At 32.7% G+C, this 26,363-nt stretch carries 24 protein-coding genes and 1 tRNA gene; 10 read left to right on the top strand and 15 right to left on the bottom strand.

Annotated elements, in window-relative coordinates:
• Positions 1-2 precede the first annotated feature (2 nt).
• Complete coding sequence (locus tag B3578_RS05520; protein ID WP_125349795.1) at positions 3-968, bottom strand: KpsF/GutQ family sugar-phosphate isomerase; 966 nt, start codon at positions 966-968, stop codon at positions 3-5.
• Positions 969-1,132: 164 nt separating this feature from the next.
• On the opposite strand from B3578_RS05520, the gene recQ reads away from it, so the two are divergent.
• The 5 genes from recQ to B3578_RS05495 all read left to right on the top strand — a co-directional run bounded on the left by recQ (position 1,133) and on the right by B3578_RS05495 (position 6,976).
• Positions 1,133-3,334 (top strand): DNA helicase RecQ, encoded by a 2,202-nt coding sequence (recQ, locus tag B3578_RS05515; RefSeq protein WP_291047205.1) that lies wholly within the window; start codon positions 1,133-1,135, stop codon positions 3,332-3,334.
• A 66-nt stretch (positions 3,335-3,400) separates the two neighbouring features.
• Positions 3,401-4,936 (top strand): 2,3-bisphosphoglycerate-independent phosphoglycerate mutase, encoded by a 1,536-nt coding sequence (gpmI, locus tag B3578_RS05510; RefSeq protein WP_291047204.1) that lies wholly within the window; start codon positions 3,401-3,403, stop codon positions 4,934-4,936.
• 27 nt (positions 4,937-4,963) lie between these two features.
• Positions 4,964-5,386 (top strand): BT0820 family HAD-type phosphatase, encoded by a 423-nt coding sequence (locus B3578_RS05505; protein ID WP_280045217.1) that lies wholly within the window; start codon positions 4,964-4,966, stop codon positions 5,384-5,386.
• Positions 5,383-6,192, top strand: a complete 810-nt coding sequence (gene map / locus B3578_RS05500; protein WP_115001887.1) for a type I methionyl aminopeptidase — start codon at positions 5,383-5,385, stop codon at positions 6,190-6,192. The genes B3578_RS05505 and map overlap by 4 nt, the downstream gene beginning before the upstream one ends.
• A 34-nt stretch (positions 6,193-6,226) precedes the next feature.
• Positions 6,227-6,976: a class I SAM-dependent methyltransferase gene (locus tag B3578_RS05495; RefSeq protein ID WP_257468107.1), complete on the top strand. Its 750-nt coding sequence runs from the start codon at positions 6,227-6,229 to the stop codon at positions 6,974-6,976.
• Between the two features lie 70 nt (positions 6,977-7,046).
• Here the strand turns inward: B3578_RS05495 and B3578_RS05490 are convergent, their stop codons facing one another.
• The 4 genes from B3578_RS05490 to B3578_RS05475 form a co-directional block, all read right to left on the bottom strand.
• Positions 7,047-7,739 carry a GLPGLI family protein gene (locus B3578_RS05490; protein ID WP_286495559.1) on the bottom strand — a complete coding sequence of 231 codons (693 nt, stop codon included), beginning with the start codon at positions 7,737-7,739 and terminating at the stop codon, positions 7,047-7,049.
• Positions 7,740-7,766: 27 nt separating this feature from the next.
• Positions 7,767-8,801: a hypothetical protein gene (locus tag B3578_RS05485; RefSeq protein WP_291047202.1), complete on the bottom strand. Its 1,035-nt coding sequence runs from the start codon at positions 8,799-8,801 to the stop codon at positions 7,767-7,769.
• 140 nt (positions 8,802-8,941) lie between these two features.
• Entirely contained in the window at positions 8,942-11,779 is a 2,838-nt protein-coding gene (gene polA, locus B3578_RS05480; RefSeq protein WP_291047200.1) for a DNA polymerase I, read from the bottom strand.
• A 96-nt stretch (positions 11,780-11,875) separates the two neighbouring features.
• A complete protein-coding gene (locus B3578_RS05475; RefSeq protein WP_286495515.1) occupies positions 11,876-12,208 on the bottom strand; it encodes a 2Fe-2S iron-sulfur cluster-binding protein in 333 nt (110 codons plus the stop codon).
• 143 nt (positions 12,209-12,351) lie between these two features.
• Between B3578_RS05475 and B3578_RS05470 the strand changes: the two genes are divergently transcribed.
• Positions 12,352-13,143 carry a TIGR00266 family protein gene (locus B3578_RS05470; RefSeq protein WP_286495514.1) on the top strand — a complete coding sequence of 264 codons (792 nt, stop codon included), beginning with the start codon at positions 12,352-12,354 and terminating at the stop codon, positions 13,141-13,143.
• Between the two features lie 112 nt (positions 13,144-13,255).
• Positions 13,256-14,701, top strand: a complete 1,446-nt coding sequence (locus B3578_RS05465) for a DUF5723 family protein (RefSeq protein ID WP_280049431.1) — start codon at positions 13,256-13,258, stop codon at positions 14,699-14,701.
• 61 nt (positions 14,702-14,762) lie between these two features.
• Here B3578_RS05465 and B3578_RS05460 read toward each other — a convergent pair whose 3' ends face one another.
• The 3 genes from B3578_RS05460 to B3578_RS05450 all read right to left on the bottom strand — a co-directional run bounded on the left by B3578_RS05460 (position 14,763) and on the right by B3578_RS05450 (position 17,422).
• Complete coding sequence (locus B3578_RS05460) at positions 14,763-15,815, bottom strand: NAD(P)/FAD-dependent oxidoreductase (protein ID WP_115001902.1); 1,053 nt, start codon at positions 15,813-15,815, stop codon at positions 14,763-14,765.
• A 148-nt stretch (positions 15,816-15,963) separates the two neighbouring features.
• Positions 15,964-16,037: transfer RNA gene (locus B3578_RS05455), tRNA-Met, on the bottom strand.
• Between the two features lie 203 nt (positions 16,038-16,240).
• On the bottom strand, positions 16,241-17,422 hold the full coding sequence (locus B3578_RS05450) for a pyridoxal phosphate-dependent aminotransferase (RefSeq protein WP_219034881.1): 1,182 nt from the start codon (positions 17,420-17,422) through the stop codon (positions 16,241-16,243).
• 112 nt (positions 17,423-17,534) lie between these two features.
• Between B3578_RS05450 and tpx the strand changes: the two genes are divergently transcribed.
• Entirely contained in the window at positions 17,535-18,035 is a 501-nt protein-coding gene (gene tpx / locus B3578_RS05445) for a thiol peroxidase (protein ID WP_114997736.1), read from the top strand.
• Between the two features lie 67 nt (positions 18,036-18,102).
• Here tpx and B3578_RS05440 read toward each other — a convergent pair whose 3' ends face one another.
• On the bottom strand, positions 18,103-18,993 hold the full coding sequence (locus tag B3578_RS05440; protein WP_114997739.1) for a 3-hydroxyacyl-CoA dehydrogenase family protein: 891 nt from the start codon (positions 18,991-18,993) through the stop codon (positions 18,103-18,105).
• Positions 18,994-19,191: 198 nt separating this feature from the next.
• On the bottom strand, positions 19,192-20,196 hold the full coding sequence (locus B3578_RS05435; RefSeq protein ID WP_114997742.1) for a Gfo/Idh/MocA family protein: 1,005 nt from the start codon (positions 20,194-20,196) through the stop codon (positions 19,192-19,194).
• Between the two features lie 71 nt (positions 20,197-20,267).
• Here B3578_RS05435 and B3578_RS05430 point away from each other — a divergent pair, with 71 nt between their 5' ends.
• A complete protein-coding gene (locus B3578_RS05430; protein WP_038332579.1) occupies positions 20,268-20,915 on the top strand; it encodes a protein-L-isoaspartate(D-aspartate) O-methyltransferase in 648 nt (215 codons plus the stop codon).
• Between the two features lie 35 nt (positions 20,916-20,950).
• Here B3578_RS05430 and B3578_RS05425 read toward each other — a convergent pair whose 3' ends face one another.
• From B3578_RS05425 to B3578_RS05415, 3 genes are all read right to left on the bottom strand, one after another.
• Positions 20,951-21,379, bottom strand: coding sequence for a PepSY-like domain-containing protein (locus B3578_RS05425; protein WP_114997745.1), 429 nt, complete (start codon positions 21,377-21,379; stop codon positions 20,951-20,953).
• Positions 21,380-21,444: 65 nt separating this feature from the next.
• Positions 21,445-22,719 carry a sensor histidine kinase gene (locus tag B3578_RS05420; protein ID WP_221854498.1) on the bottom strand — a complete coding sequence of 425 codons (1,275 nt, stop codon included), beginning with the start codon at positions 22,717-22,719 and terminating at the stop codon, positions 21,445-21,447.
• 1 nt (position 22,720) lies between these two features.
• A complete protein-coding gene (locus B3578_RS05415) occupies positions 22,721-23,392 on the bottom strand; it encodes a response regulator transcription factor (protein ID WP_221854497.1) in 672 nt (223 codons plus the stop codon).
• A gap of 94 nt (positions 23,393-23,486) precedes the next feature.
• Here B3578_RS05415 and B3578_RS05410 point away from each other — a divergent pair, with 94 nt between their 5' ends.
• The gene (locus tag B3578_RS05410) at positions 23,487-24,503 is read left to right on the top strand and encodes a threonine aldolase family protein (protein ID WP_280036984.1); all 1,017 of its coding nucleotides are present in this window, start codon (positions 23,487-23,489) and stop codon (positions 24,501-24,503) included.
• Positions 24,504-24,541: 38 nt separating this feature from the next.
• Here B3578_RS05410 and B3578_RS05405 read toward each other — a convergent pair whose 3' ends face one another.
• Both B3578_RS05405 and B3578_RS05400 read right to left on the bottom strand, forming a co-directional pair.
• Positions 24,542-25,051, bottom strand: coding sequence for a hypothetical protein (locus tag B3578_RS05405; RefSeq protein WP_286475725.1), 510 nt, complete (start codon positions 25,049-25,051; stop codon positions 24,542-24,544).
• A gap of 89 nt (positions 25,052-25,140) precedes the next feature.
• Positions 25,141-26,316, bottom strand: a complete 1,176-nt coding sequence (locus B3578_RS05400; RefSeq protein WP_280049430.1) for a trans-sulfuration enzyme family protein — start codon at positions 26,314-26,316, stop codon at positions 25,141-25,143.
• Positions 26,317-26,363 lie beyond the last annotated feature (47 nt).

The raw sequence follows: 26,363 nt of genomic DNA, 5'->3' as shown, positions 1-26,363 counted from the left end.
GCTTATTCGATTCCTTCGTTTAAAATTGAGTGAATATCCAAAATTCCATAATAATGATTTTCTTCATCAACCACCACCAATTGTCCAATACTGTTGTGACGAAGAATCGCTAAAGCTTCTCTTGCTTTTTCAGCTTTTTTGATTGTTTTCGGATTCATTGAAGCAATATCTTTCGCAGTTAAATGTGCAAAAGTTTCATTATTTAATAACATTCGGCGCAAATCTCCATCTGTTATCACACCAACAATTTTATCATTATCAATCACAACTGTAATTCCATGACGACCTGATGTTAATGAATTAATGACTTCTGTAATCGAAGAATCTGGATGCACAGAAGGTTTTCTTTCTGGATCAACAATATTTTCTACTGTCCACAATAATCGTTTTCCTAAAGCTCCACCTGGATGATATTTTGCAAAATCGTTTTGTGTAAACGCTCTCAATTTCATCAAAGCTACCGCCAATGCATCACCCATTACCAATTGAGCCGTTGTAGAAGTTGTTGGTGCCAAATTTACGGGACAAGCTTCTTTATCAATATTAACATCCAAAACAATGTCTGAATTTTTTGCTAATTCTGATTTCAAATTTGATGTTAAACCAATCAAAACTGATGCATATTGTTTAAGAATCGGAGCCAAATATGTAATCTCTGGCGTATTTCCACTTTTCGAAATACAAATCACCACATCTTCTGGTCGTACAAGACCCAAATCGCCATGAATAGCTTCCGTCGCATGTAAAAATTGACTTGGAGTTCCGGTAGAATTTAAGGTTGCTACAATTTTATTTGCAATGTGTGCACTCTTTCCTACTCCAACAACTACCAACTTTCCTTTCGTGTTATATATCGCATTTACCGCATCAACAAAAGACTCGCTAATACGAGAAGCTATTGCTTCCAGCGCTTGAATTTCTTCTCGAAATACCCCTTGCGCTATTTGTATTAATTCTGAATTTTCCACAATAAAATTTCTATTGTCTATTTTTAAAATTTTTCGTACTTTTACTCTCCTTTTTTATTTACACTCAATTATATATAAATCATATAAAATTTATGTGTATATTTAAGAGTTATCAAATATAGGAACTATTTAATTTATAATATTAATTTTAGTCTTTTGTGTAGATGGAAGCCACTTCGAAAAACTTAACATCTTACCTAAAAAAATATTTTGGTTTCGACCAATTTAAAGGACAGCAGCACGAAATCATTACAAGCTTACTAAATAAAGAAGATGTATTTGTTTTGATGCCAACTGGAGGAGGTAAGTCTTTATGTTATCAATTACCGGCATTAATGTCAGATGGAGTCGCGATTATTGTGTCCCCTTTAATCGCGCTGATGAAGAATCAAGTAGACGCTATACGTGGAATTTCTGAAAATGATGGAATTGCCCACGTATTAAACTCATCTTTAAACAAGTCAGAAACGAAAACAGTTATGACAGATATTAAAGATGGAGTAACTAAAATGTTGTACGTTGCACCCGAATCTTTGACAAAAGAAGAATACATCGATTTCTTTAAATCGGTAAAAATTTCTTTTTTTGCTATTGATGAAGCGCACTGTATTTCTGAATGGGGACACGATTTTCGACCAGAATATCGTAATCTAAAAGCGATTATCAACAAAATTGGTGATGCGCCAATTATTGCTTTAACTGCAACAGCAACACCAAAAGTACAAGAAGATATTCAGAAAACTTTGGGAATGCAAAGCGCTAAAGTTTTTAAAGATTCTTTTAATCGTATGAATTTATTTTACGAAATCCGCCCAAAGGTTGATCAAGACAAACAAATCATCAAATTTATCAAACAAAACGATGGTAAATCTGGTGTCATTTATTGCTTGAGTCGTAAAAAAGTTGAAGAAATTACGCAACTTTTACAAGTAAACGGAATCAATGCCATTCCTTACCATGCAGGTTTAGACGCCAAAACACGTAGCAAACATCAAGATATGTTTTTGATGGAAGATGCAAGTGTCGTTGTCGCTACAATTGCTTTCGGAATGGGAATTGACAAGCCAGATGTACGTTTTGTGATGCATTACGATATGCCAAAATCGTTAGAAAGTTATTACCAAGAAACTGGTCGTGCAGGTCGCGATGGTGGTGAAGGTGTTTGTATTGCTTTCTATGATTATAAAGATATCGAAAAGTTAGAAAAATTCTTAGCAAGTAAACCTGTTGCAGAACGCGAAGTTGGAATGCAATTACTTTCTGAGGTTGTAGCATATGCCGAAACTTCGATGTCGCGTCGTAAATTTTTGTTACATTATTTTGGAGAAGAATTCGACGACAAAAACGGCGAAGGGGCAAATATGGACGACAATATGCGCAATCCTAAAAAAATGATTGAAGCAAAAGATGATGCAGTAATTGCATTAGATGTTGTTCAGAAAACAAATCAAAAATTAAAATTAAATGATGTTGTAAATGTTATAGTTGGTAAAGAAACTTCTATTACAAAATCATATAATTTGAGCTCTGAAGATTTCTTCGGAATTGGAAAAGCAAAAGAAGATTATTATTGGAAATCTATTTTACGCCAATTAATTGTACGTAATTTATTAGAGAAAGAAATCGAATCATATGGTATTTTAAAAATTACCAAATCTGGAAAAGATTTCATTAGTAAGCCAACTTCTTTTGAAATTGCCGAAGATATTGATTTCAAAAAATTATTATCAGAAGGTAGCTTTGAAAAAGAAGAAACATCTTCTGCACCTATTGCTTTTGATGATGTTTTATTGAAACAATTGAAAGATTTACGTAAAAAAATCTCTAAAAAACATCAAATTCCACCTTTTGCAGTTTTCCAAGATTCGAGTTTAGATGATATGACAATGCAATATCCAACAACAGTTAAGGAGTTAACAAATGTGTTTGGTGTTGGAGAAGGGAAAGCTCAGAAATTCGGAAAAGAATTTGTAGATTTTATTGCGCAATATGTTAAAGACAACGACGTTATTCGACCTGAAGATATGGTGATTAAACAAGTTGCTGACAAATCGAGTCACAAAGTTTATATCATTCAATCGACAGACAGAAAGTTAAATCTTGAAGATGTTGCGGAAGCAAAAAATATGACGATGAGCGATTTACTTTCAGAAATGGAAAGTATCGTTTATCAAGGAACAAAATTAAATATCAATTATTATATTGACGAAGTTTTGGACGAAGATCAACAAGAGGAAATTTATGAATTCTTGATGGACGCAGATTCTGACTCAATGTCATCATTATTAGATGAATTTGGTGACGATTATGATGAAGAAGAATTACGTTTAATGCGTATCAAATTCATCAGTGAAGTCGCAAATTAAACCATACAAAAAATAAACTTTCAGCCCAAGGAATGCTTATCTTTGGGCTTAATTATTACAAGAAAAATGAACAATAAAGCAATATTAATGATTTTGGACGGATGGGGAATTGGACCAAACCCTGCTGTTTCTGCAATCGCGCAAGCAAATACACCTTTTGTAGATAGCTGTTTCGAGAAATTTCCACATTCTACGTTGGATACGTTTGGTTTAGCCGTTGGTTTACCAGAAGGACAAATGGGGAATTCGGAAGTTGGACATATGAATTTGGGTGCTGGACGCGTAGTTTTCCAAAACTTAGTTCGAATCAATATGGCGGTTGAAAACGGAACGTTACAAAACGAACCTATCTTAAAAGATGCTTTTCAATATGCTTTAGAGTATAACAAAAAAGTACATTTCATTGGTTTAGTTTCTGATGGTGGTGTACACTCACATATCAATCATTTGAAAGGTTTGTTAGATGCAGCAAATCAATCAGGTTTACAACAAAATGTTTTTGTACATGCTTTCACAGATGGTCGTGACACCGATCCAAAATCTGGCGAAGGATTTATCACAGAATTGATGAATCACATGACAAAATCAACAGGAGAAATCGCTTCGATTACTGGTCGTTATTATGCAATGGATCGTGATAAACGTTGGGAACGTGTGAAATTAGCATTCGATGCAATGGTAAATACAGTTGGTAAAACAACAACAAATCCATTAGAAGCAATTCGTGCATCTTATAATGAAGGCGTAACAGATGAATTCATCAAACCGATTATTGTAACGGATGGAAATGGTCAACCAAAAGCTAAAATCGAGAATGATGATGTAGTGATTTGTTTCAATTTTAGAACTGATCGTGGACGTGAAATCACAGAAGTTTTAACGCAACATGATTTTCCAGAATTTGGAATGCATAAATTAAATCTAAAATATATCACTCTTACAGAATATGATGCTACATATACTGGAGTTGCGGTAATTTTTGATGAGAAAAATATTGTAAATACGTTAGGAGAAGTTATTTCTAATGCTGGTCGTAAGCAAATTCGTATTGCTGAAACTGAAAAATATCCACACGTAACATTTTTCTTCAATGGTGGTCGCGAAGAACCTTTCGTTGGTGAATCTCGTGTTTTATGTGCTTCGCCAAGAGATGTTGCTACTTACGATTTGAAACCAGAAATGGCTGCATATGATATTACAAATGCAATTGTACCAGAAATCGAAAAAGAATCAGCGGATTTCATTTGTCTTAACTTCGCTAATACAGATATGGTTGGACATACAGGTGTTATGTCTGCGGCAATAAAAGCTGCTGAAGTAGTAGATTCTTGTGCGGAGAAAATTGTAAATGCAGCTTTAGAACATGGTTACAATGTGGTGATTTTGGCTGATCACGGAAATTCAGATTTTATGATGAACGAAGATGGATCACCGAATACGCAACATACAACGAATCCTGTTCCATTTATTTTGGCTCAGAAAAATATCGAATGGAATGTTGAGCATGGTAAACTTGGAGATATTGCACCAACTATCTTAACTTTGATGGGAATTGAAATTCCAACTGAAATGACTGGAAACATTATTGTTCAAAAAAAATAACCTAAATAACTTTAAATACTTACAAACATGATTAATAAAATTATTGCTGTTGACTTTGATGGAACTGTGGTAGATGATAAATATCCAGAAATTGGAAAAGCTAAAATCTTCGCTTTCGAAACATTGAAACAATTACAAAACGACGGATATCGCCTTACTTTATGGACTTATCGTAGTGGTAAATATTTAGACGAAGCTGTTGAGTTTTGCAAACAAAATGGTATAGAGTTTTATGCCATCAACAATAGTTTTGACGGAGAGGATTTTGATAAAAATACGCAAAGTCGAAAAATAAATGCCGATATCTTTATCGACGATAGAAATTTAGGAGGTTTCCCAGGTTGGAGTGACGTTTATCAAATCATTACAAAAAAGATTGAATTAAGTGTTCACGCAAACGGGCAAAAAGCTCCTGAGAAGAAAAAGAAAAGAGGATTTTTCGGATTATGATACATTTAAAAAGTAAAGAAGAATTAGAACTAATGTACCTAAGCGCTCAATTGGTTTCAAAAACCTTGGGTATGTTAGCCAAAGAAGTAGTGCCTGGTGTTACAACCAATCATTTAGATAAATTAGGAGGCGAATTTATTCGCGACAATGGTGGATATCCTGCATTTTTAGGAATGTACGATTTCCCTAAAAACCTTTGTATTTCTCCAAATCAACAAGTTGTTCATGGAATTCCAAACGATGAACCACTTAACGAAGGAGATATTGTTTCGGTAGATTGTGGTGTTTATATGAATGATTTTTACGGAGATCACGCTTATACATTTGCAGTTGGTGAAGTAGATGCTGAAACTGAAAAATTATTACGCATTACAAAAGAATCTATGTTCAAAGGAATAGAACAAATGAAAAAAGGTAATCGCGTAGGTGATATCGGTTTTGCAATTCAACAATATTGTGAAAAAGAAGGTTACGGAATCGTTCGTGAATTAGTTGGACACGGATTAGGTCGTAAAATGCACGAAGAACCACAAGTTCCGAATTATGGACGTCGTGGATCTGGTAAAAAAATTGAAGAAGGAATGGTGTTAGCCATCGAACCAATGGTAAATATGGGAACTGAAAAAGTCTTCTTTCATCCAGATGGTTGGACGGTTACAACGCGCGATGATAAATATTCGGCTCACTTCGAACACGATGTTTGTGTAGTGGATGGCGAACCAAAATTATTGTCAACTTATCAGTTTATTTACGATGCTTTAGGAATCGTATCTGACGAAGAAAAACCATTTTTATTCAAACCTTAAGAAAACTTTTGTGAAAAAGCTTTTAAAAAAAATCATGAATATTCTACCTCGTCCTTTATTAATACAAGGTAGTTATATTATTCGTCCTGTTTTAGTTTGGTTTATGAAAGGAAATCGCTTCGTAGACCCAATTGATGGACAAGGTTATTATAGTTTGTTGCCTTATGGTTACGAAAAACAGCGTGATAATGTACTTTCACCCGGAACTTTTTCATTAGAAAGACATCGCTTGATGTGGTTGTACCTAAAAAATGAAACGTCTTTCTTTACTGAAAAAGCTAAAGTTTTGCACATTGCTCCAGAGCAATCTTTTATCAAGCGTTTTCGTGCGATGAAGAATTTAGAATACATCACAAGTGATATAGAATCGCCTTTGGCAGATGTAAAAGCAGATATCTGCGATTTACCTTTTGGTGATGATACATTTGATATCATTTTTTGTAATCACGTTTTGGAACATATTCCTGACGATCACAAAGCGATGAGCGAATTATTTCGTGTCATGAAACCAGGAGGTTGGGGAATTCTGCAAGTTCCAATTTCGTATCAACGTGATGTAACGTACGAAGATCCAACGGTTACAACAAAAGAAGAACGTAAAGAAAAATTTGGACAATATGATCACGTTCGTGTTTATGGTTTAGATTATTACAAACGTTTGGAAGATGTAGGATTTATTGTAGAAAAAGCAGATTACACCAAACAAATTCCTTCGGAAGATGTACTAAAATATTGTTTAGAAAAAGGTGAAATTTTACCAGTTGTTCGCAAACCAGCGGTATAATTCATTTAAAAATAGTCAAAATAAAAGCNNGCTTTTATTTTGACTATTTTTCAACTCCTTCATTCGATGTTTACGATGCATTCATATCGTTTTGCATTTCTCTTAACGTCATTACTTTTCCTCTTGTAGGTAAATTAATTTTAAGATTTTCTTTCAAAATTTCAAGTTGATTAATCTTAAAAATCACTGTAAAATAAGGCGAAATAATTTCTGCTTGTAAAATCAACCCCGGTAAATTCGAAAAATAATAAGGTCCATCTTTATATCTTATTTCAGGCGAATACCAAGCCGTAAATTCATTTCCATCTCGATCTTGATCAATCGCTTTTACGACATTATAACCATTAATCACAGCTTTTTCTTTCGTTAATTTCCAATTAAAATTAGGTATATTTTCTTTAACCAAATACGTTTTTACATTAATATCAAACTGTTTATAATATTCATTTTTAGAAAAATCTTTATACAAAGGATTTTGTTCCGATTTCAAAATCTCTTGTACAACCATATCCGCTTCATGTTGTGCGTTATTCACTTTTGTATCTGCTCGAAAAACAGATAAATTTTTATTACTTTCTAATATAAAATCGACAAAAACTCCTCTATCTATAGCCATTTTGAAAGCTGGTTGCAAATTCTTTGAAAACATATCCTTCGATTGTTCATAATCAAAAATAAATTCGGCTTTGTAAGTTGCTCGTATGCTTTCTTTTTGCGTTTGTGCTGACAGATTAATTCCTAAAAACGAGGTAATTGCGACAATTATATTTTTATTTATTGGGTTTTTATTTTATTTAAAACTTTTTCTAATATCCATCTTTTCGTTCACCGATTTGTTGAACTCTGAAAAAGATTGCGTGTTATAATCATTTACGATTATACTAAAATTCATATCTAAATCTGTTTTTTCATCATCTTTTTCATAAGTAGTGTTCCAAATTGCAGACGTTTCTTTCAACACCCAATTCCCGTTATGAGGACGATATTTATAAACAACTTTTGCTTCTCTTAAAAATTCATTTTCTGAATATTTAGTTTCCGGAATAGTCGTTTCCCAATAAAACTCAACAACAGCAAATGTATCTTTATCAATTGTCAGAAATACATCTCTTGATTTTGTTTTTATTGTAACTTCATAAACAAAACTATCTCCATATTTTGTTAATGATAAATTAGATTCTTCATATTTCTTTTCCTTTAATAAGTATACAAATTGCTTAATATATTTTTCTTTCAAATAAATACTCTCCAAATAATAAATCAAACGAATATTTGAATTTGGTTCTCGTCCACTTTTTATTTCGTTGTTTATAATTCCTTTTGATTTAATTTTCAAATCTCCTCGTTTAAATTTAAACTGTAAATCTGCATCAATAAAATCCCGTTCATTATTATTAAATAACAAATCTTGTTGAAAATTAACTAAGAAATAATATTGTTCAATATTAAAGTTTTTATCATAATTATCATAAACTTTCTGTAGAACATCTTCGGCTTTCAAGTTTGTTACAAAAGCTTCTTTTAACTCGATTTCGGATACTCTTTCGAGTTTGATTATCATTTCAGATTTTAATTCCGATACGTTGATTATTGCATCTTGATAATCTTTTTTCGAAACGATTAACTCATCTGTTTGCGAAACATTGTTTAAATCAACCACAACTTTTCCTTTCATGTCTGATACAAAATTCTTAGTCGAATTTTTGAAATATACATCTGCATCATAAAGTGGTAAATTATCCGAAAGGTCTAATATTTTTAGATTTATAATTTGAGCATTTAAACAAATCGTAAACAATGTAAATAAGTAAAATAGTTTTTTCATATAATTTAAAATCAATAATGAATTAAAGATATATTTTAATCTCGTTAAGAATTTGTTAATCAGAATATTTTGTAGATATTTTAACAAAAAAAAACGCTACTAAAAAGTAACGCTTTGTAATTATTGTAAATAATATTTTTCTAATGAGCTTCTAACCAATTCGCTCCTACTCCGACTTCTGCAATCAACGGAACATCCATTTGCATTGCAGCTTCCATAGTCGATTTGATTAATTCAGAAACTTTTTCAAACTCATCTTTGGGTGCATCAAAAATTAACTCATCATGCACTTGTAAAATCATTTTGGTTTTATAATTTTTCTTCAATTCTTTCTGAATTTGAATCATTGCCATTTTCACGATATCCGCCGCAGTACCCTGTATTGGCGCATTTACAGCATTTCGCTCAGCATGCGAACGCACCACAGCATTTCTCGAATTGATATCTTTCAAATAACGGCGACGACCCATTAACGTTTCTACAAAACCTTGGTCACGAGCTACCTCAACTTGTTTTTCGATATACGCTTTCAACGTTGGATAAGTTTCATAATACGCATCAATCAATGCTTTGGCTTCTTTACGAGAAATATTTGCTTGATCTGCTAAACCAAAAGCCGAAACACCATAAATAATTCCGAAGTTTACCGTTTTCGCTTGACTACGTTGTTCACGCGTCACCTCATCTAAATCTACATTGAAAACTTTTGCGGCAGTAGAAGCGTGAATATCTTCTCCATGTTTGAAAGCTTCTACCATTGCAGGATCTTGTGACATTTGTGCAATCAAACGCAATTCAATTTGCGAATAATCGGCAGAAATAATCACATGATTTTCATCTCGCGCAACAAAGGCTTTACGAATTTGCTGACCTTCTTCTGAACGAATCGGAATGTTTTGTAAATTCGGATTTACAGAAGACAAACGTCCCGTTGCAGCAACCGTTTGCGCGTATGTTGTATGCACGCGACCAGTTTTTGGATTCACCAATTCTGGCAACGCATCAATATAAGTCGATTTTAATTTTTGTAATTGACGGTACTCTAAAATATCATTGATAATTGGATGCTTATCTTTCAGTTTTGATAAAATTTCTTCTCCTGTTGCATACTGACCAGTTTTAGTTTTCTTCGCTTTTGGATCTAATTGTAATTTATCAAACAAGATTTCTCCCAATTGTTTTGGCGAATTAAGATTGAATTCTTCTCCAGCATCTTCCTGAATTTTTGCTTCTAATTCTCTTAATTTCGCTTCGTGTTTTACCGAAAGTTCTTTCAAGAACGGAACATCCAAATTAACACCTTCCAATTCCATATCAGCCAAAACTTGCATCAATGGCATTTCAAGATCAGTGAATAATTTGTGTGTATTTGATTTGATTAATTCTGGTTCGAAAAGATTTTTCAACTGATTTGTAATATCAGAATCTTCTACTCCATATTCGGTTTGCTCCATCAACGGAACATCACGGAAATTCTTTTGATTCTTTCCTTTTTTTCCAATCAAACTTTCGAGTGAAACTGGTTGATAACTCAAATATGTTTCTGACAACACTTCCATATTGTGATGCATATCTGGATTAATCAAATAATGCGCAATCATCGTATCAAAATTTTGACCTAAAACAACAATGTCATATTTGTTTAAAACTTTAATATCATATTTTAGATTTTGACCAATTTTCGAAATTGATTCATCTTCAAAAAATGGTTTAAATTCGTTGATAATTGCTTTTGTTTCTTCAAAATCTGTTGAAAAAGGCACATAATAACCTTTTCCTTTTTCCCAAGAAAACGAAATCCCGACCAATTCTGCTTCTAACGCATCCAAAGAAGTTGTTTCTGTATCGAAAGTCACTTCTTTTTGTTTCAGAATATTTCTCAACAATAATTCTCTTCCTTTTTTCGTATCGATTAATTGATACAAATGATTGGTTGTTGAAATATCTGTAAAAGCTGAATTTTGTGGAACGATTTCTTCATCAGACGTAAAATCGAACAATGATTGTTGAGCCATTTGCACTTGATTCGAAGAAATCTGACTTGCCGCAGAAATTTCTTCTTGCGCTTCTTTGATAATTCCCGAAACATCCAAACCATAAATTCTGTAAACCGTTTCTAACATACGACGGAATTCTAACTCCGTGAAAAGTTCAGTAACTTTTTCTATATCTGGCGGGCAAACCGTTAAATCTTCTTCATCAAATTCTACAGGAACATCTGTAATAATCGTTGCTAATTTCTTCGAAAGAATTCCAAGCTCTTTATTCTCTTCAATCTTTTCTTTAGCTTTCCCTTTCAGCTTATCTGTATTCGCTAAAAGGTTTTCCAATGATCCAAATTCTTTCAAATATTTACTTGCCGTTTTTGCTCCAACACCTGGTAAACCTGGAATATTATCCACAGCATCACCCATCATTCCAAGGTAATCGATAACTTGAATTGGATCGTCGATTTCAAATTTTTCTTTTACTTCTTCAATTCCCCAAATCTCAACACCTTTTCCATTTGCAGCAGGACGATACATTTTAATTTTTTCCGTTACCAATTGCGCAAAATCCTTATCGGGTGTCACCATATAAGTTGTATAACCAGCTTTCTCTGCTTTCTGTGCTAATGTTCCGATCACATCATCTGCTTCGTAACCTTCGGCGAAAAGTACTGGAATTTTTAACGCTCGTAAAATATCTTGAATATACGGAACGCCTTGACGAATGGCTTCTGGCGTTTCATCACGATTTGCTTTATATTCAGGATAATCTACCGTACGAACTGTTGCTTGACCAACATCAAAAACAACCGCCAAATGCGTTGGTTGTTCACGTCGAATGACATCGAACAAGGAATTCGTAAATCCCATAATTGCCGATGTATTGAAACCTTTTGAGTTGATTCGTGGATTTTTGATAAATGCATAATACCCTCTAAAAATTAAGGCATAAGCATCTAACAAAAAAAGTCTTTTATCTAATTGATTCATTTAATAAGTTTTAAGTATTACGCCAAACGTTTTACGCTAAACGATAATAACAAAATTGTAACGTAGAACTTATAACGTACCACGTAAAACTAAAATTTAATATTCTGGTGCTAATTCAACAACTAATCCATCCATTTCATTCGAAAGATGTAACTGACAACCTAAACGTGAATTATCTTTCACATTAAATGCCTCTGCTAACATTGCATCTTCATCAGGCGTCATTTCTGGTAATTGAATTTCTGGTGTTAAGACATAACATTGACAAGAAGCACACATCGCCATTCCACCACAAATACCAATGGTTCCTTCTGGTGCTAATTCGTAGGCGCGCACAAGCTCCATGATATTCATATTCATATCAGTAGGCGCGTCAACTTCGTGCGAAACACCTTCTCTATCTATAATTGTAATTTTAATATCTGCCATAATACTTTTTCAAGTTAAACAAAAATACGGATTGTTTACTTTCAAAAAAAGAATATACCTCATTGGTTCATATTTAATACTAATTTTAAATAAGAACTGTTACGAATTACGAATTTTGTCGAATAATTAGTAAAATTAAAAAAATGAATTCACACGAAATAGATTATAAAATTTACGGTGAAGAAATGCAATTTGTCGAAATTGAATTAGATCCACAAGAAACTGTTGTAGCAGAAGCAGGTAGTTTTATGATGATGGATGATGGTGTAAAAATGGAAACAATTTTTGGCGATGGTTCTCAACAAAGTGGTGGAATTTTCGGAAAATTATTAAATGCCGGAAAACGAATGTTAACAGGTGAAGGTTTGTTTATGACTTCGTACACAAATTACGGACAAGGAAAAAAGAAAGCGTCTTTTGCTGCACCATATCCAGGAAAAATTGTTCCGATAGATTTACCAGAAGTGAACGGAAAATTTATTTGCCAGAAAGATGCTTTTCTTTGTGCTGCAAAAGGAGTTTCGGTTGGAATTGAATTTAATCGAAAATTAGGAACTGGACTTTTTGGAGGAGAAGGTTTCATTATGCAAAAATTAGAAGGCGACGGAATGGCTTTCATTCATGCTGGTGGAACATTACATCGTCGTGTTTTACAAGCTGGCGAAGTTCTGAAAGTTGATACAGGTTGCATTGTTGGTTTCGAACAATCTGTTCATTACGATATCGAATTTATAGGCGGAATTAAAAATACATTTTTCGGAGGAGAAGGTGTTTTCTTTGCTACATTAAGAGGTCCTGGTGTTGTATATATACAATCTTTACCTTTTAGCCGATTGGCTGATCGTATTATTGCACATGCACCTTCTGCAGGCGGTTCTTCACAAGGTGAAGGTTCTATTTTAGGAGGTTTAGGAAGATTAATTGATGGTGATTAAAATTTAATTTTATAAAGAAGGGTTTCAAATTGAAACTCTTTTTTTTGAGCTGTACGTAAAACCGTAATTTATTTCAATTGATTTTTCTTATTTATAATAAAAATTTTATCATTTGAAAAAACTTCTATTAACCGTTATTTTTTGTTCAGGATTTACGTTTGGACAAAATATTTTATCTTTTAGTAATGATCAATATAGCGGGATTAACGGTAGTGTTTTTTCTCCGACAACTTCATATTTTAACCCGAATAAATGGGATATTAATATTATTTCTGAGGATATTTTATTCAGAAATGATTACGCTTACGTATCCGATCAAAACGTATTAGGTTTAATAAAAGGTGAAACAAAATCAGCAAATATAAAAGCTGGAATAAGAGGAGAAACGCATTCTAATATTTTAGATTTCGCAACTAGAAATACGATTTCTTATCATTTGGAAAATGATTTTCTGGGACCTTCCGTTTCTTTTAAAAAGAAAATTAATAATCAAACTTATCGTCTTGGAATTTTCACCCGACTTCGTACACAAGGTTCTATTAAAGATTTAGATAATTATTTTCGTTTTAGTAATCAGAATGAAATAGAACCAAAAAATTATGAGTTTGAACCTACAAAGACAAATGCAATGAATTGGGCTGAATTAGGCTTAAATGTTTCGACAAATTTGTATACAACTAATACTTCTGAAGTTATTATTGGGGCAAATATTAAATATCTTTTGGGTTTAGATGGCGCGTATATCAAAAGTAAAAACGCGATAAAATTAGAAGCTGAACCAACTATAACAAGTACAATCGACAATCCTGATGCAAATATTTATGCGTCAAATTATGATATAAAAGCAGGATATTCTACCAATTATGATTTTGATCGAGATAAATATGTTTTACGAAATAGAGGAAATGGAGTTGGAATAGATTTAGGAATTTCTTTTGTGAACAGAAGAGCGAATGATGAATTATATGATTTCAAATTTTCGGCAAATTTATTAGATGTTGGATTAGTAAAATTCAGAGGCGATAACCATCATTTCTACAATCCCTCGCAAAGAGTTCAAATTCGTAATAATCCAAAATTAGATGGAGTTGAATTTGAAAGTGTTGATCAATATTTAGGACTTTTGAGCAAAGAAGTTTATGGTGATGAAACAAAATCTAAAACGGGAAATAATTTTTCGATCGGTTTACCAACGAGTTTACATCTTAATCTGAGTAAAAAAATTATTGAAAATCATTACTTAAATTTCAATTTGATGCAACGAATTCCAGTTTTTGAAAATAGTTTGAAACGTATCAATGTGCTACAAACTTCTTATACTATCCAAAAAAATGGATTTGGAATTGGACCTTCCCTTTCTATCTATGATTTTGAAAATATAACATTTGGTGGGTATGTAAGAATTGGCCCTCTAATTTTGGGCAGTGATAATGCAATTCCAATCGTTTTTAAACAGAAAAAATTAACTTCTGCGAACTTTTATTTTGGATTAAAATTTTATCCTTTTTGGGACAATGAAGCCAAAAGACGAAGTAGAGAACCTTGTGAATGTGAATAAAAAAAACCTTTTACGCAAAACGTAAAAGATTTAAAAAATATTTCTATTTATTTTGTTAAAATTAGTCAATAGCTTTGACAACCGCTTTTTCGGCTTCTTTTCTTGTCCCGTCGAAACCATCAACACCAGAAACTGTTGTGTATTTCAAGACAAATTTTTTCCCAGGATTCATTCTATTGTAAACAGACTGACACATTAGCGTTGCTTCATGGAAACCACATAAAATCAACTTCAATTTTCCTGGATAAGTATTTACATCACCAATCGCGTAAATTCCTTCGATATTTGTTTGATAATCTAACGCATTATTTACCTTGATTGCATTTTTCTCAATCTCCAATCCCCAATTTGCAATAGGACCTAGTTTTGGAGAAAGACCAAACAATGGAATAAAATAATCTGTTTCAAGTTCAAAAGTTTCACCTTCTTTTTCAATTACCAAACTTTCCACTTTTCCTTCACCTTTGATTCCAGTAATTTCAGCTGGAGTAACCAAATTAATTTTTCCTGCTTTTTTCAATTCAATTACTTTATCAACAGAATCTAAGGCTCCACGGAATTCATTTCTTCTGTGTACCAACGTAACTTCGGCAGCAACATCAGCCAAGAAAATAGACCAATCCAAAGCAGAATCACCACCACCAGCAATTACGATTTTTTTATCACGGAACAATTCAGGATTTTTTACAAAATACTCCACTCCATTTTCTTCGTATGCTTCGATGTTTTCGATAATTGGTTTACGAGGTTCAAAAGATCCAAGACCACCTGCAATCGCAACTGCTTTTCCTTGCACTTGCGTTCCTTTATTAGTTGTTACAATAAAAGTTCCGTCTTCTTGCTTATCGATTGTTGCAGCTTGTTCGTTCAATGTAAAACCTGGCTCAAATTGTTTGATTTGCTCCATCAAATTATCAATCAATTCACCTGCACCAACAGAAGGATAACCAGGAATATCAAAAATTGGTTTTTTTGGATACAATTCTGTCAATTGTCCTCCAGGTTGAGGAAGTGCATCAATAATATGACATCTCATTTTTAATAAACCTGCTTCGAAAACGGCAAAAAGACCAGTTGGTCCAGCTCCGATTATAACTATATCTGTTTGAATCATTTTTTTGAATTTTATTTAGAACGTTACTAAATTGAATGCAAATTTAATGAATTTGAAAGGATTAATCGATGATTATCATCAGAAGTCTAATAATATTTATTGATAATAAAAAAGACAAATTCAATAATGAATTTGTCTTTTGAAGTTGTAGCGAAGAGCAGAATCGAACTGCCGACCTCAGGGTTATGAATCCTGCGCTCTAACCATCTGAGCTACCTCGCCTTGTTTTTAGTGGTGCAAATATAAGAGGTTATTTTCGATTAAAACAAATCTTTTTTGAAATATTTTCAATAAAAAGTCGCTTAAATAGGCTAATCAATTGAATTTCATTAAAATTAAAATCACATTTTTTTTAAGAAAATATCATCCACAAAAAAATCCTCAAGTAAAACTTGAGGATTTTGATATTTTATCTATTTTTCTACTTACGCTAAAGCATTTTTGATACGTGTCATTGCTTCTTTCAACTCTTCTACAGACGCCGCATACGAGATACGAATACAATTTTTAGACCCGAAAGCCGAACCAGAAACAACTGCAACTTGTGCATGCTCTAATAAATATAAAGCTAAATCATCTGCATTGTTAATTGTAACGCCATTGTATGTATTTCCGAAAGTTGCCGTAACATCTGGAAATAAATAGAAAGCTCCTTTTGGTTCGTTTACTTTGAACGTTGGAATTTCTCTTGCCCAACCTAACATCAATTCACGACGTTCTGCAAACGCATCAACCATGTATTGAACAGAACTTGGATCTGCTTCTAAAGCCGTAATTGCAGCACGTTGAGCGATAGACGTTGCTCCCGAAGTCACTTGTCCTTGTAACGTTTCGCATGCTTTTGCTAACCAAGCTGGCGCTCCAATGAAACCAATTCTCCAACCTGTCATTGCGAAAGCTTTTGCTAAACCATTTACAGTTACTGTTTGATTATAAACTTCTGGGAAAGATGCAATCGAAACATTTTTTTCTCCGTAAACAATGTGCTCATAAATTTCGTCCGAAATAATAATCACATCTGGATATTTTGCTAAAACCTCAGCCAAACCTTTCAATTCTTCTCTTGTGTAAACTGATCCTGACGGATTACAAGGAGATGAATAAATAATAGCACGAGTTTTATCTGTAATTGCAGCTTCTAACTGTGCTGGTGTAATTTTGAAATCAGCTTCTAAAGTTCCTTCCACAAAAACTGGCGTTCCTCCTGATAATTCTACGATATCTGAATAAGAAACCCAATAAGGTGTTGGAATAATTACTTCAGTTCCTTCGTCTACAATTGCTTGTAAAACATTATAAATAGATTGTTTTGCTCCAGTAGAAACAACAACTTGATTTGCTGTATATTCAATATTGTTATCACGTTTAAACTTCTTACAAATTGTTTCCTTCAAATCTGCATACCCTGCAATTGGAGGATATCCTGAATAATTTTCGTCGATAGCTTTTTTAGCTGCCTCCTTGATAAAATCTGGTGTATTGAAATCTGGTTCTCCAATACTTAAACTAATCACATCGATTCCTTGTGATTTTAATTCTCTTGCTTTCGCAGACATTGCAATAGTTGCAGATGGTTTCAAATTCTGTAAACGCTTTGAAAGTTGCATAATATTTGTGTGTTATTTGTAATGTAACAATTTATTATTGCGAAGATACTTTTTTCTCCGTAGAATTTTGTTACTTTTAATCATTAAAAATCTAAGAATAAAATAAAAAATTATGGCTGAAATTACATTCAAAGGAAATCCTATTCATACAGGCGGAGATTTACCTATAATTGGTGAAAAAGCGCCGATTTTTGCTTTAACAGCAGGAGATTTAAGCGACAAAACATTGGCTGATTATGCTGGAAAAAATGTTGTTTTAAATATTTTTCCAAGTGTTGACACTGGTGTTTGTGCGCAATCTGTACGAACTTTTAACAAAGAAGTTTCTTCTGCTGCAAATACAGTTGTGTTATGTATTTCGAAAGATTTACCTTTCGCTTTATCTCGTTTTTGTGCTGCCGAAGGTTTGGATAATGTAGTCACTTTATCTGATTTCAAAAATGAAGAATTCGCAAATGCTTATGGTGTTAAAATGGTTGATGGACCATTAAATGGATTATTATCTCGCGCAGTTGTAGTAATTAATCCAAATGGAGAAGTTGCTTATGCAGAACAAGTTCCTGAAATTGGACAAGAACCAGATTACACACATGCTTTAGCTGCAATTAAGTAATCAAAATAAAAAAAAGCGTTACCCGAAAAGTAACGCTTTTTGTTTTGACTATTTTGTGTAAGATAAACTACTTCGCAAACTGAGCAGCTAATTTTTCTGCTTTTTTAGATTCTGAATAATCATAGAATCCTTCTCCAGATTTTACTCCTTTTTTACCAGCAGTTACCATGTTAACTAACAATGGACAAGGTGCATATTTAGGATTTTTGAAACCATCGTACAACACTTCTAAGATTGATAAACAAACGTCTAAACCGATAAAATCTGCTAATTGTAATGGTCCCATTGGATGAGCCATACCTAATTTCATTACTTCGTCAATTTCTTTCACGCCCGCAACTCCTTCATATAAAGAATAAATTGCTTCGTTAATCATTGGCATTAAAATACGATTGGCGATAAAACCTGGATAATCATTCACTTCAACTGGAACTTTTCCTAATTTTTCTGACATTTCCATAATCGCTTTCGTTACTTCGTCTGTTGTATCGTAACCACGAATAATTTCAACCAATTTCATCATCGGAACTGGATTCATGAAATGCATTCCAATCACTTGTTTTGGACGACTTGTAACAGACGCAATTTTTGTAATCGAAATAGAAGAAGTATTAGACGCTAAAATTGCATTTGCTGGCGCAGCTTCATCAATTTGTTTGAAGATTTTCAATTTCAAATCTAAATTTTCTGTTGCAGCTTCTACAACTAAATCCGCATTTTTTACCGCTTCCGCAGTATCTGTAAATGTTGTAATATTATTTAAAGTTGCTGTTTTGTCAGCTTCCGTAATTTTTTCTTTGGCGATCATACGCTCCAAATTTCCAGCGATTGTTTTCAATCCACGCTCCAAACTATCTTGAGAAACGTCAACCAAATTCACTGCAAATCCTGATTGTGCGAAAACGTGAGCAATTCCATTCCCCATCGTTCCAGCTCCAATAACTGTAATGTTTTTCATCTTTTTGTATGTTTGTTTTTATTATTTATTTTTTTTCGAGATTCGAAGTTCGAAATGAGTTTTGCGAAATTTGATTTTTCAGAATGAGAAGCTGAAATGAATTCAGCTTGACAAATTTTCGTCATTCTGAACTTGTTTCAAAATCACATCATATTCATGCGTTTAGCGAAATTCGAACTTCTAAAATCTAACATCGATTTATTCTTTCTCGATTGTTTGATTTTTGATGACTTGCTGTTCTTTTTCAAAATAAGCAATAATCTCCAATGCAACTTTCAATGCATTTCGTCCATCTTGTAACGAAACTTTAATTGGTGAATTATTCACAATAGAATCTGCAAAGCTTTCTAATTCATCCAAAATTGCATTATTTGGTAAAATTTCTGGATGTTCAAAACAAATTTCTCTACGATCTCCTTTATCGTTTTCCAAAATCATCGCAAATTCACTTGGATTTTCTGGCGCTTTGTGCATTTTAATAATTTCAGTCTTTTTCGTCAAGAAATCAATTGAAATATACGCATTTCGTTGAAAAACACGCATTTTTCGCATATTTTTCATTGACATTCTACTTGTCGAAACATTCACCACACAACCATTTTCAAACTCAATTCGAGCATTTGCAATATCAGGTGTATCACTAATTACCGAAACTCCAGACGAATGAATTGATTTAATTTCTGATTTTACAATCGATAAAATCACATCTAAATCATGAATCATCAAATCTAAAACTACAGGAACATCTGTACCGCGCGGATTAAATTCTGCCAAACGATGCGTTTCAATAAACAATGGTTCTTCGATAAAAGGTGCAGCCGCTGTAAATGCAGGATTAAAACGCTCTACGTGTCCAACTTGCGCTTTCAAACCTTTTTCATTTGTCAATTTCAACAAATGATCTGCCTCTTCTAAGGTATGCGTAACTGGTTTTTCGATGAAAAAATGTTTATTTTTTTCGATCACTTTCAATGCCACTTCATAATGTGATAACGTTGGTGTCACAATATCGACAACATCAACAGCATCAATCAATTCGTCCATCGAACTAAAATATTTATACCCAAATTCAGCTTCAACTTTTTTTCCATTTTCTTCAAAAGAATCAAAGAAGCCAATTAATTCGTATCTTTCCGATTGATTTAATAACTTTAAATGGATTTTTCCAAGGTGCCCAGCACCGATCACTCCTACTTTTAACATTTGGTAGATTTTGCCGTTAAAATTAATGAGAATAAGTTGTATTTAATGCATTTTTGTAAAAATTTTGGAATATGTCTGTAGACGATTTTAAACACAGAGGACGACGCAAAATGTTGGTTGATTTGTTGCGCTCGAAAGGAATTGAAGATGAAAACGTATTGGAAGCTATTAATTTAGTGCCACGACATTTATTTTTAGACAGCGCATTTACGGAATTCGCATATCGCGACGAAGCTTTTCCGATTGCTGCTGGACAAACGATTTCGCATCCGTTTACAGTTGCTTTTCAGACACAATTATTAGACATTCAGCCTAATGAAAAAGTCTTAGAAATCGGAACTGGTTCTGGTTATCAAACTGCTGTTTTGGTTGCTTTGGGTGTTGAAGTTTTTACGATTGAAAGACAAAAAGATTTGTTTGATTTCTCGAAAATCATGTTGAAAAAAATCAATTTCGAGCCACGTTATCAAACGTATGGAGATGGTTACAAAGGTTTACCTTCTTTTGCTCCTTTTGATAAAATTATTGTAACGGCTGGTGCGCCAGAAATTCCAGAAGAATTAAAAAAACAATTGAATATTGGAGGAATAATGGTGATTCCAGTTGGTGAACAATCGCAACGAATGATTGTCATTATGAGATTATCAGAAGATCAATTTGAGCATTACGAATTTGGAGATTTCAAATTTGTACCAATGTTAGAAAGCCGAGATAAATAAAATAAAAAACTCCNNGGAGTTTTTTATTTTATTTATTAATCATCAATTTTCTTAAAATTTCCGTTTTTATCAAATTTTAATTCAAGTCCATTGTTCAATTTCACTTCAATTTCTTTTCGGTCTCTTTCAATTTTTGTTATTGTAGTATTCGGAAAACTTCTTTTCACATAATTCGAAATTTTAGCTGGAATAAATCCTGTTGGAATAGCATTTCGTTTTCCATCGACTTCTTTCCAAGCTCCGTCTCCATCAAATTCTACTTTTGTTCCATTTGCCAAATACACTTTATATTCTTTCGAAAAATAATCGTCGTCCAACATCACAGAACCAACTTGTTTTACACCAAAATATTTGTTGATAAATTGCTGTCCCATTTTTGGAACTTGGTTATATTTTATTGCTTTATCTTGAGCAAAAGAAATCAACGTTGCACTTAACATGATAACACTTAAAAACTTTTTCATTTTGTTTGATTTTATAATTATTAAGACAAAGTTGCAAAGTGAATTAGGAAAGATTTGGGAATAATTTATTTTTTCAAAATAAATTGATGAAAAGGAAACTCATAATTGTAACGTAACGTCAAATTTTGTTGATTTTTGATAATCGTGTCCACAATCGAAAGCCCCAAGCCATTATTTCCATCACTTGTTCCTTGTTTATAAAAACGACTAAAAATAAGATTCGAATCCAATGTTGCGTTTTTCCCTGTATTCGAAATTATAAATTGATTTGAATCACTTTCTATCTTAATAATTTTCTCATCATTATTATGTTTGATCGCATTTCGAATCAAATTTGAAATTAAAATTCGCGCTAAATCGATATTAAAATCAAGAATAAAATCTGCCTTAAAATTCGTTTCTAATTTAATTTCTTCTGCTTCTAAAATTTCTTCATAATCTTCGATCAAATCTTTTGTCAAAGCTGTAAAATTAACTTCAACATTATTTTTGTATTGATTATTCTCGATTCGAGATAACATTAACAACGATTTATTAAGATTCACCATTCGCCAAAGTGTTTGCTTGGTTTCTACCAAACTCATCACCTCTTTTTCTTTTAAATCTGAATTTTCTATTAGCAAATCAAGTTTGTTTAGCGCAATTGTCAAAGGTGTTTGCAATTCGTGGGAAGCATTTTCGATGAACAATTTTTGTGAATTAAAAACCTCATCATTTCGATTAATCATTCGCTCAATTTCTTTTTGCAAATAAGAAAATTCTTTCACATTCGTTTCGACAAGTTTTGGTTTTTCGTTATTTCCTACTTCATATTTTCTTAATTGAGAAATAATTTGCCCAAAAGGTTTGAAGGCTTTTTTCAATCCAAAATGATTAATCAATAAAATACTAATCAAAATAAAAACATACAACGCAATCAAAGAAATCGATAAATCATAAATCAATTCATCTTCTTCGACTGTTGAGGTTCTTATTTCTAATGAATACGGATGATTTTCTTTGTCATAAAAACCAGTTCTCAATATACGATAAGGTTCCATATCATCATCGTATCCCATGTAAACCAACTCATTCGAAAAGTGATTTCTTTCATCATATTTACTTGGATCAACTTTGGAAATTTTGAATTGACTTAATCCAAATTCGGTTGTATTTAATAAATTCGGATCGCGATAAGCTTCTCGAATAATTTCAATTTTTTGATTCTTTAATCCGTCATCTACATTGTCATAAACTTCATCCAAAATCAAGGAATGAAAAAGAAATGCCCAAATCGCAATAACGATAAGCAACCAAAATGTGAGGTAACGAAATGTATAATTTTTTAGTGATATTTTCATGTTAAATCAACTTATAACCAATCCCATAAACCGCTTGTAAATCGGCTTCAGAATTTGCTTCTTTCATTTTTTTTCTTAGATTTTTTATTTGCGAATAAATAAAATCTAAATTATCAGATAGCTCAATATGATCTCCCCAAACACTTTCTGCTAAAGTTGTTTTCTGAAAAACACGTTCGGGTCTCAACATAAAATAATACAGCAAATCATATTCCTTTCTGTTTAATTTCAGTTCGATATTATTTACTTTTACCAAACGATCTTCGGGAAAAATTTGAATATTTTTATAACTCAAAACATCCTCTCCTTTTTGTAGATTTTTGCGCAAAGCAACTTTAATTCGAGCCAATAATTCAGCAAAATGAAATGGTTTCGCTAAATAATCATCCGCGCCAACCAATAATCCTTCTACTTTATCATCAACCGAATCTTTCGCCGACAAAATAATCACCGAAGTTTCTTTATGAAGATTCTTCAATTCCTTCAACAAAGACATTCCATCACCGTCTGGTAACATCATATCCAATAAAATGCAATCATAATCGAACGAAATTATTTTATCCAAAGCTTGCTGATAATTATCTGCTGTTTCGACAATCATCTTTTCCTTTTCTAAAAACTCAACAATTGTTTCTTGCAATTTTATTTCATCTTCTACGACTAAAATCTTCATAACTTCAGTTTAAATAATTGGTAAAAATAGATAGTAAAATAGGAAAGAATTAGGAAAACTCCTACTTTTATTCTCAAAATTTAAGATTTCAATTTTGAAAAAATATAGCTTTAAAAATGATTATAGCGAAGGTGCTCACCCAGCAATTTTGCAACGATTAATCGATACAAATTTAGAACAAACAATTGGTTACGGCGAAGACGAATTTTGCAATGAAGCAAGAGAGTTCATCAAAAAAAGACTGAAAAAAGATTCAGCAATTCATTTTGTTTCTGGTGGAACACAAGCCAATTTAATTGTAATTTCTTCTATTCTAAAACCACACGAATCTGTAGTTGCAGCCGAAAGCGGGCATATTGCCGTTCACGAAACGGGCGCGATAGAAGCAACAGGACATAAAATAAATACCATTGCGACGGATAATGGAAAAATAACTCCTGAGCAAATTTCGATTATTCTTGCCACACATACGGACGAGCATATGGTAAAGCCAAAATTGGTTTATATTTCTAATTCTACGGAAGTTGGAAGTGTTTATTCAAAAAAGGAATTGCAAAAGCTTTATCATTTTTGCCAAGAAAATAATTTATACCTTTTTGTTGATGGCGCACGTTTAGCTTCTGCTTTAACTTCTTCTAAATGTGATTTAAACTTAGAAGATATGGCAAATTTTGCAGATGTTTTTTACATTGGTGGAACTAAAAATGGTGCACTTTTAGGTGAAGCAATTGTGATAAATAATTTAAAATTGGACGAAGATTTTCGTTATCATATTAAGCAAAAAGGCGGAATGTTAGCGAAAGGACGTTTGATAGGAATTCAATTTTCGGAAATGTTTCGAGATGATTTATTTTTCGAGATGGGAAAACACGCCAATCAAATGGGAGAAAAATTAGCAAATGCTATTTCAGCAAAAGGTCACAACTTTTTGACAGAACCATCTTCCAATCAAATTTTCCCTATTTTACCAAATTCAATTATCGAAAAACTACAACAAGATTTTGAGTTTTATATTTGGCAAAAAATTGATGAACAAAATTCTGCAATTAGATTAGTCACTTCTTGGACAACACCAGAGGAACAAGTAGAAAATTTTATCAAATCAATATAAAAAATAAAAGGATCCATAAATTATTGGATCCTTTTATTTTAATAATAATCTTTCACATTTTTCAAACGCTCTTTCGCGCGTTTATATTCTGCTTTTCTGATTTCTTTTTTACGTTTCATCAAATTTTTATCGTGAGAATAATTACGTTCTATTCGCTTGATATCTCTTTCGTATTCGTCTTCTAAACGCTCTAATCGATCATCAATTCGGTCTTTGTAATAATCGTCACGATGAGAATTTGACCATTTATAACGTTGATTATCGTTTAAGATTTTATCAATATCACGTTGTAAATTGTAAGAAATCTCTCTTTTTCTTCTACCTTTTTCGTAACCAGATAAATTACGATCTCTTCCAACTCTTTCGAAATCTTTACTTGCTTGTTTTTTTAAAGCAATTATTTTATTTTTTTGACTACTTGATATTCCGTAATAATCAGATCTTTCAATTAAAACATCGACATTTCTATTATTTCCATCATTTGGTCTATTTTGCGCATAACTTGACATTGTAAACAACGCAAAACCAAAAATTAAAAACTTCTTCATATTCTAAACTTTCGTTTAGAATAAGCAAAGTCCGTGCTGAAATGAATAAATTATTAAAATTTATATTTAATCAACAACTAATCAATTAATTAAACCTTAGTTTTTTCTAACGCTTGCAAAATATCTTCGATAATATCCACTTTATCCTCCAAACCGACCGATAAACGAATAGAACCTGGCCTAATTCCCAAATCTGCACGTTCTGCATCTGATAATTTTGCGTGAGTTGTAGTTGCTGGATGCGTTGCAATCGATCTCGAATCTCCTAAATTAGACGTATATAAAATCATTTCTAATGCATCAATAAATCTGAAAGCACGTTCTTTTCCTCCTTTCACTTCAAATGTTACGATTCCACCCCCGCCTTTCATTTGTTTTTTCGCCAACTCATATTGCGGATGCGATGGTAAAAATGGATATTTCACATCTGCAATTTCAGCATGATTTTCCAAAGCTTCTGCCAACGCCAACGCATTTTCGCAATGACGATCCATACGAAGTGGCAACGTTTCTAAACTTTTAGAAATTGTCCACGCATTAAAAGCCGACATCGCCGGACCTGTATGACGAATAAAAAACATCATTTCATTGATTAATTCTTCTTTTCCTACAACTACTCCACCCAAAACTCGACCTTGTCCGTCCATATATTTTGTTGCAGAATGAATAGATAAATCAAATCCAAATTGCAAAGGTTGTTGTAAATATGGCGTTGCGAAACAATTGTCAATTGCAAAAATAACATTCGGATGTTTTTCTTTCAATTTTGCCAAAGCTTCTAAATCAAATAATTCTAATCCAGGATTTGAAGGCGATTCTAAGAAAACAATTTTTGTATTTGATTGAATTGCTTTTTCCCAATCCTCGATATTTGGCGTTTCTACATATGTATAAGTTACGCCCCAACGCGGAAATAATTGCGTAATTAATTGATGTGTAGAACCAAAAATTGCACGACTCGATACAATATGATCTCCACTTTTTATATACGAAGCAAAAGATGCAAAAACAGCAGCCATTCCCGAAGCAAAAGCTAAACCTGCATCTGCTTTTTCCAAAGCACAAACGCGATTAATAAACTCTGTTGTATTTGGATTTGCATAACGTGAATAAACCATACCTTGCTCTTCTTCTGCAAAAATTGCACGTCCTTGCTCTGCGCTATCAAAAATAAAACTTGATGTTAAATATAATGGAACCGAATGCTCGCGAGTAGCAGATCTTGGCGCTTGCTCACGAATTATCTTAGACTGATCTTTTTTCATAAGAATCAAAGTTAACGATAGTTTTATTAAGCAAAAAGCTTTTAATA

This window comes from Empedobacter sp. UBA1574 (assembly GCF_002322895.1).
GTDB classification, from domain to species: Bacteria; Bacteroidota; Bacteroidia; order Flavobacteriales; family Weeksellaceae; genus Empedobacter; species Empedobacter falsenii_B.
The sequence above is the reverse complement of the archived record's forward strand: the minus strand, read 5'-3'. Positions and strand labels throughout refer to the sequence as shown.

Coding starts and splice junctions, on each gene's coding strand:
- B3578_RS05440 (WP_114997739.1), bottom strand. CDS start 18,993: ATGAAAAACATTACAGTTATTGGAGCTGGAACGATGGGGAATGGAATT.
- B3578_RS05400 (WP_280049430.1), bottom strand. CDS start 26,316: ATGAAAAAAGATCAGTCTAAGATAATTCGTGAGCAAGCGCCAAGATCT.
- B3578_RS05415 (WP_221854497.1), bottom strand. CDS start 23,392: ATGAAGATTTTAGTCGTAGAAGATGAAATAAAATTGCAAGAAACAATT.
- B3578_RS05460 (WP_115001902.1), bottom strand. CDS start 15,815: ATGATTCAAACAGATATAGTTATAATCGGAGCTGGACCAACTGGTCTT.
- tpx (WP_114997736.1), top strand. CDS start 17,535: ATGGCTGAAATTACATTCAAAGGAAATCCTATTCATACAGGCGGAGAT.
- B3578_RS05430 (WP_038332579.1), top strand. CDS start 20,268: ATGTCTGTAGACGATTTTAAACACAGAGGACGACGCAAAATGTTGGTT.
- B3578_RS05425 (WP_114997745.1), bottom strand. CDS start 21,379: ATGAAAAAGTTTTTAAGTGTTATCATGTTAAGTGCAACGTTGATTTCT.
- B3578_RS05470 (WP_286495514.1), top strand. CDS start 12,352: ATGAATTCACACGAAATAGATTATAAAATTTACGGTGAAGAAATGCAA.
- B3578_RS05505 (WP_280045217.1), top strand. CDS start 4,964: ATGATTAATAAAATTATTGCTGTTGACTTTGATGGAACTGTGGTAGAT.
- map (WP_115001887.1), top strand. CDS start 5,383: ATGATACATTTAAAAAGTAAAGAAGAATTAGAACTAATGTACCTAAGC.
- recQ (WP_291047205.1), top strand. CDS start 1,133: ATGGAAGCCACTTCGAAAAACTTAACATCTTACCTAAAAAAATATTTT.
- B3578_RS05435 (WP_114997742.1), bottom strand. CDS start 20,196: ATGTTAAAAGTAGGAGTGATCGGTGCTGGGCACCTTGGAAAAATCCAT.
- gpmI (WP_291047204.1), top strand. CDS start 3,401: ATGAACAATAAAGCAATATTAATGATTTTGGACGGATGGGGAATTGGA.
- B3578_RS05450 (WP_219034881.1), bottom strand. CDS start 17,422: ATGCAACTTTCAAAGCGTTTACAGAATTTGAAACCATCTGCAACTATT.
- B3578_RS05405 (WP_286475725.1), bottom strand. CDS start 25,051: ATGAAGAAGTTTTTAATTTTTGGTTTTGCGTTGTTTACAATGTCAAGT.
- B3578_RS05485 (WP_291047202.1), bottom strand. CDS start 8,801: ATGAAAAAACTATTTTACTTATTTACATTGTTTACGATTTGTTTAAAT.
- B3578_RS05420 (WP_221854498.1), bottom strand. CDS start 22,719: ATGAAAATATCACTAAAAAATTATACATTTCGTTACCTCACATTTTGG.
- B3578_RS05495 (WP_257468107.1), top strand. CDS start 6,227: ATGAATATTCTACCTCGTCCTTTATTAATACAAGGTAGTTATATTATT.
- polA (WP_291047200.1), bottom strand. CDS start 11,779: ATGAATCAATTAGATAAAAGACTTTTTTTGTTAGATGCTTATGCCTTA.
- B3578_RS05475 (WP_286495515.1), bottom strand. CDS start 12,208: ATGGCAGATATTAAAATTACAATTATAGATAGAGAAGGTGTTTCGCAC.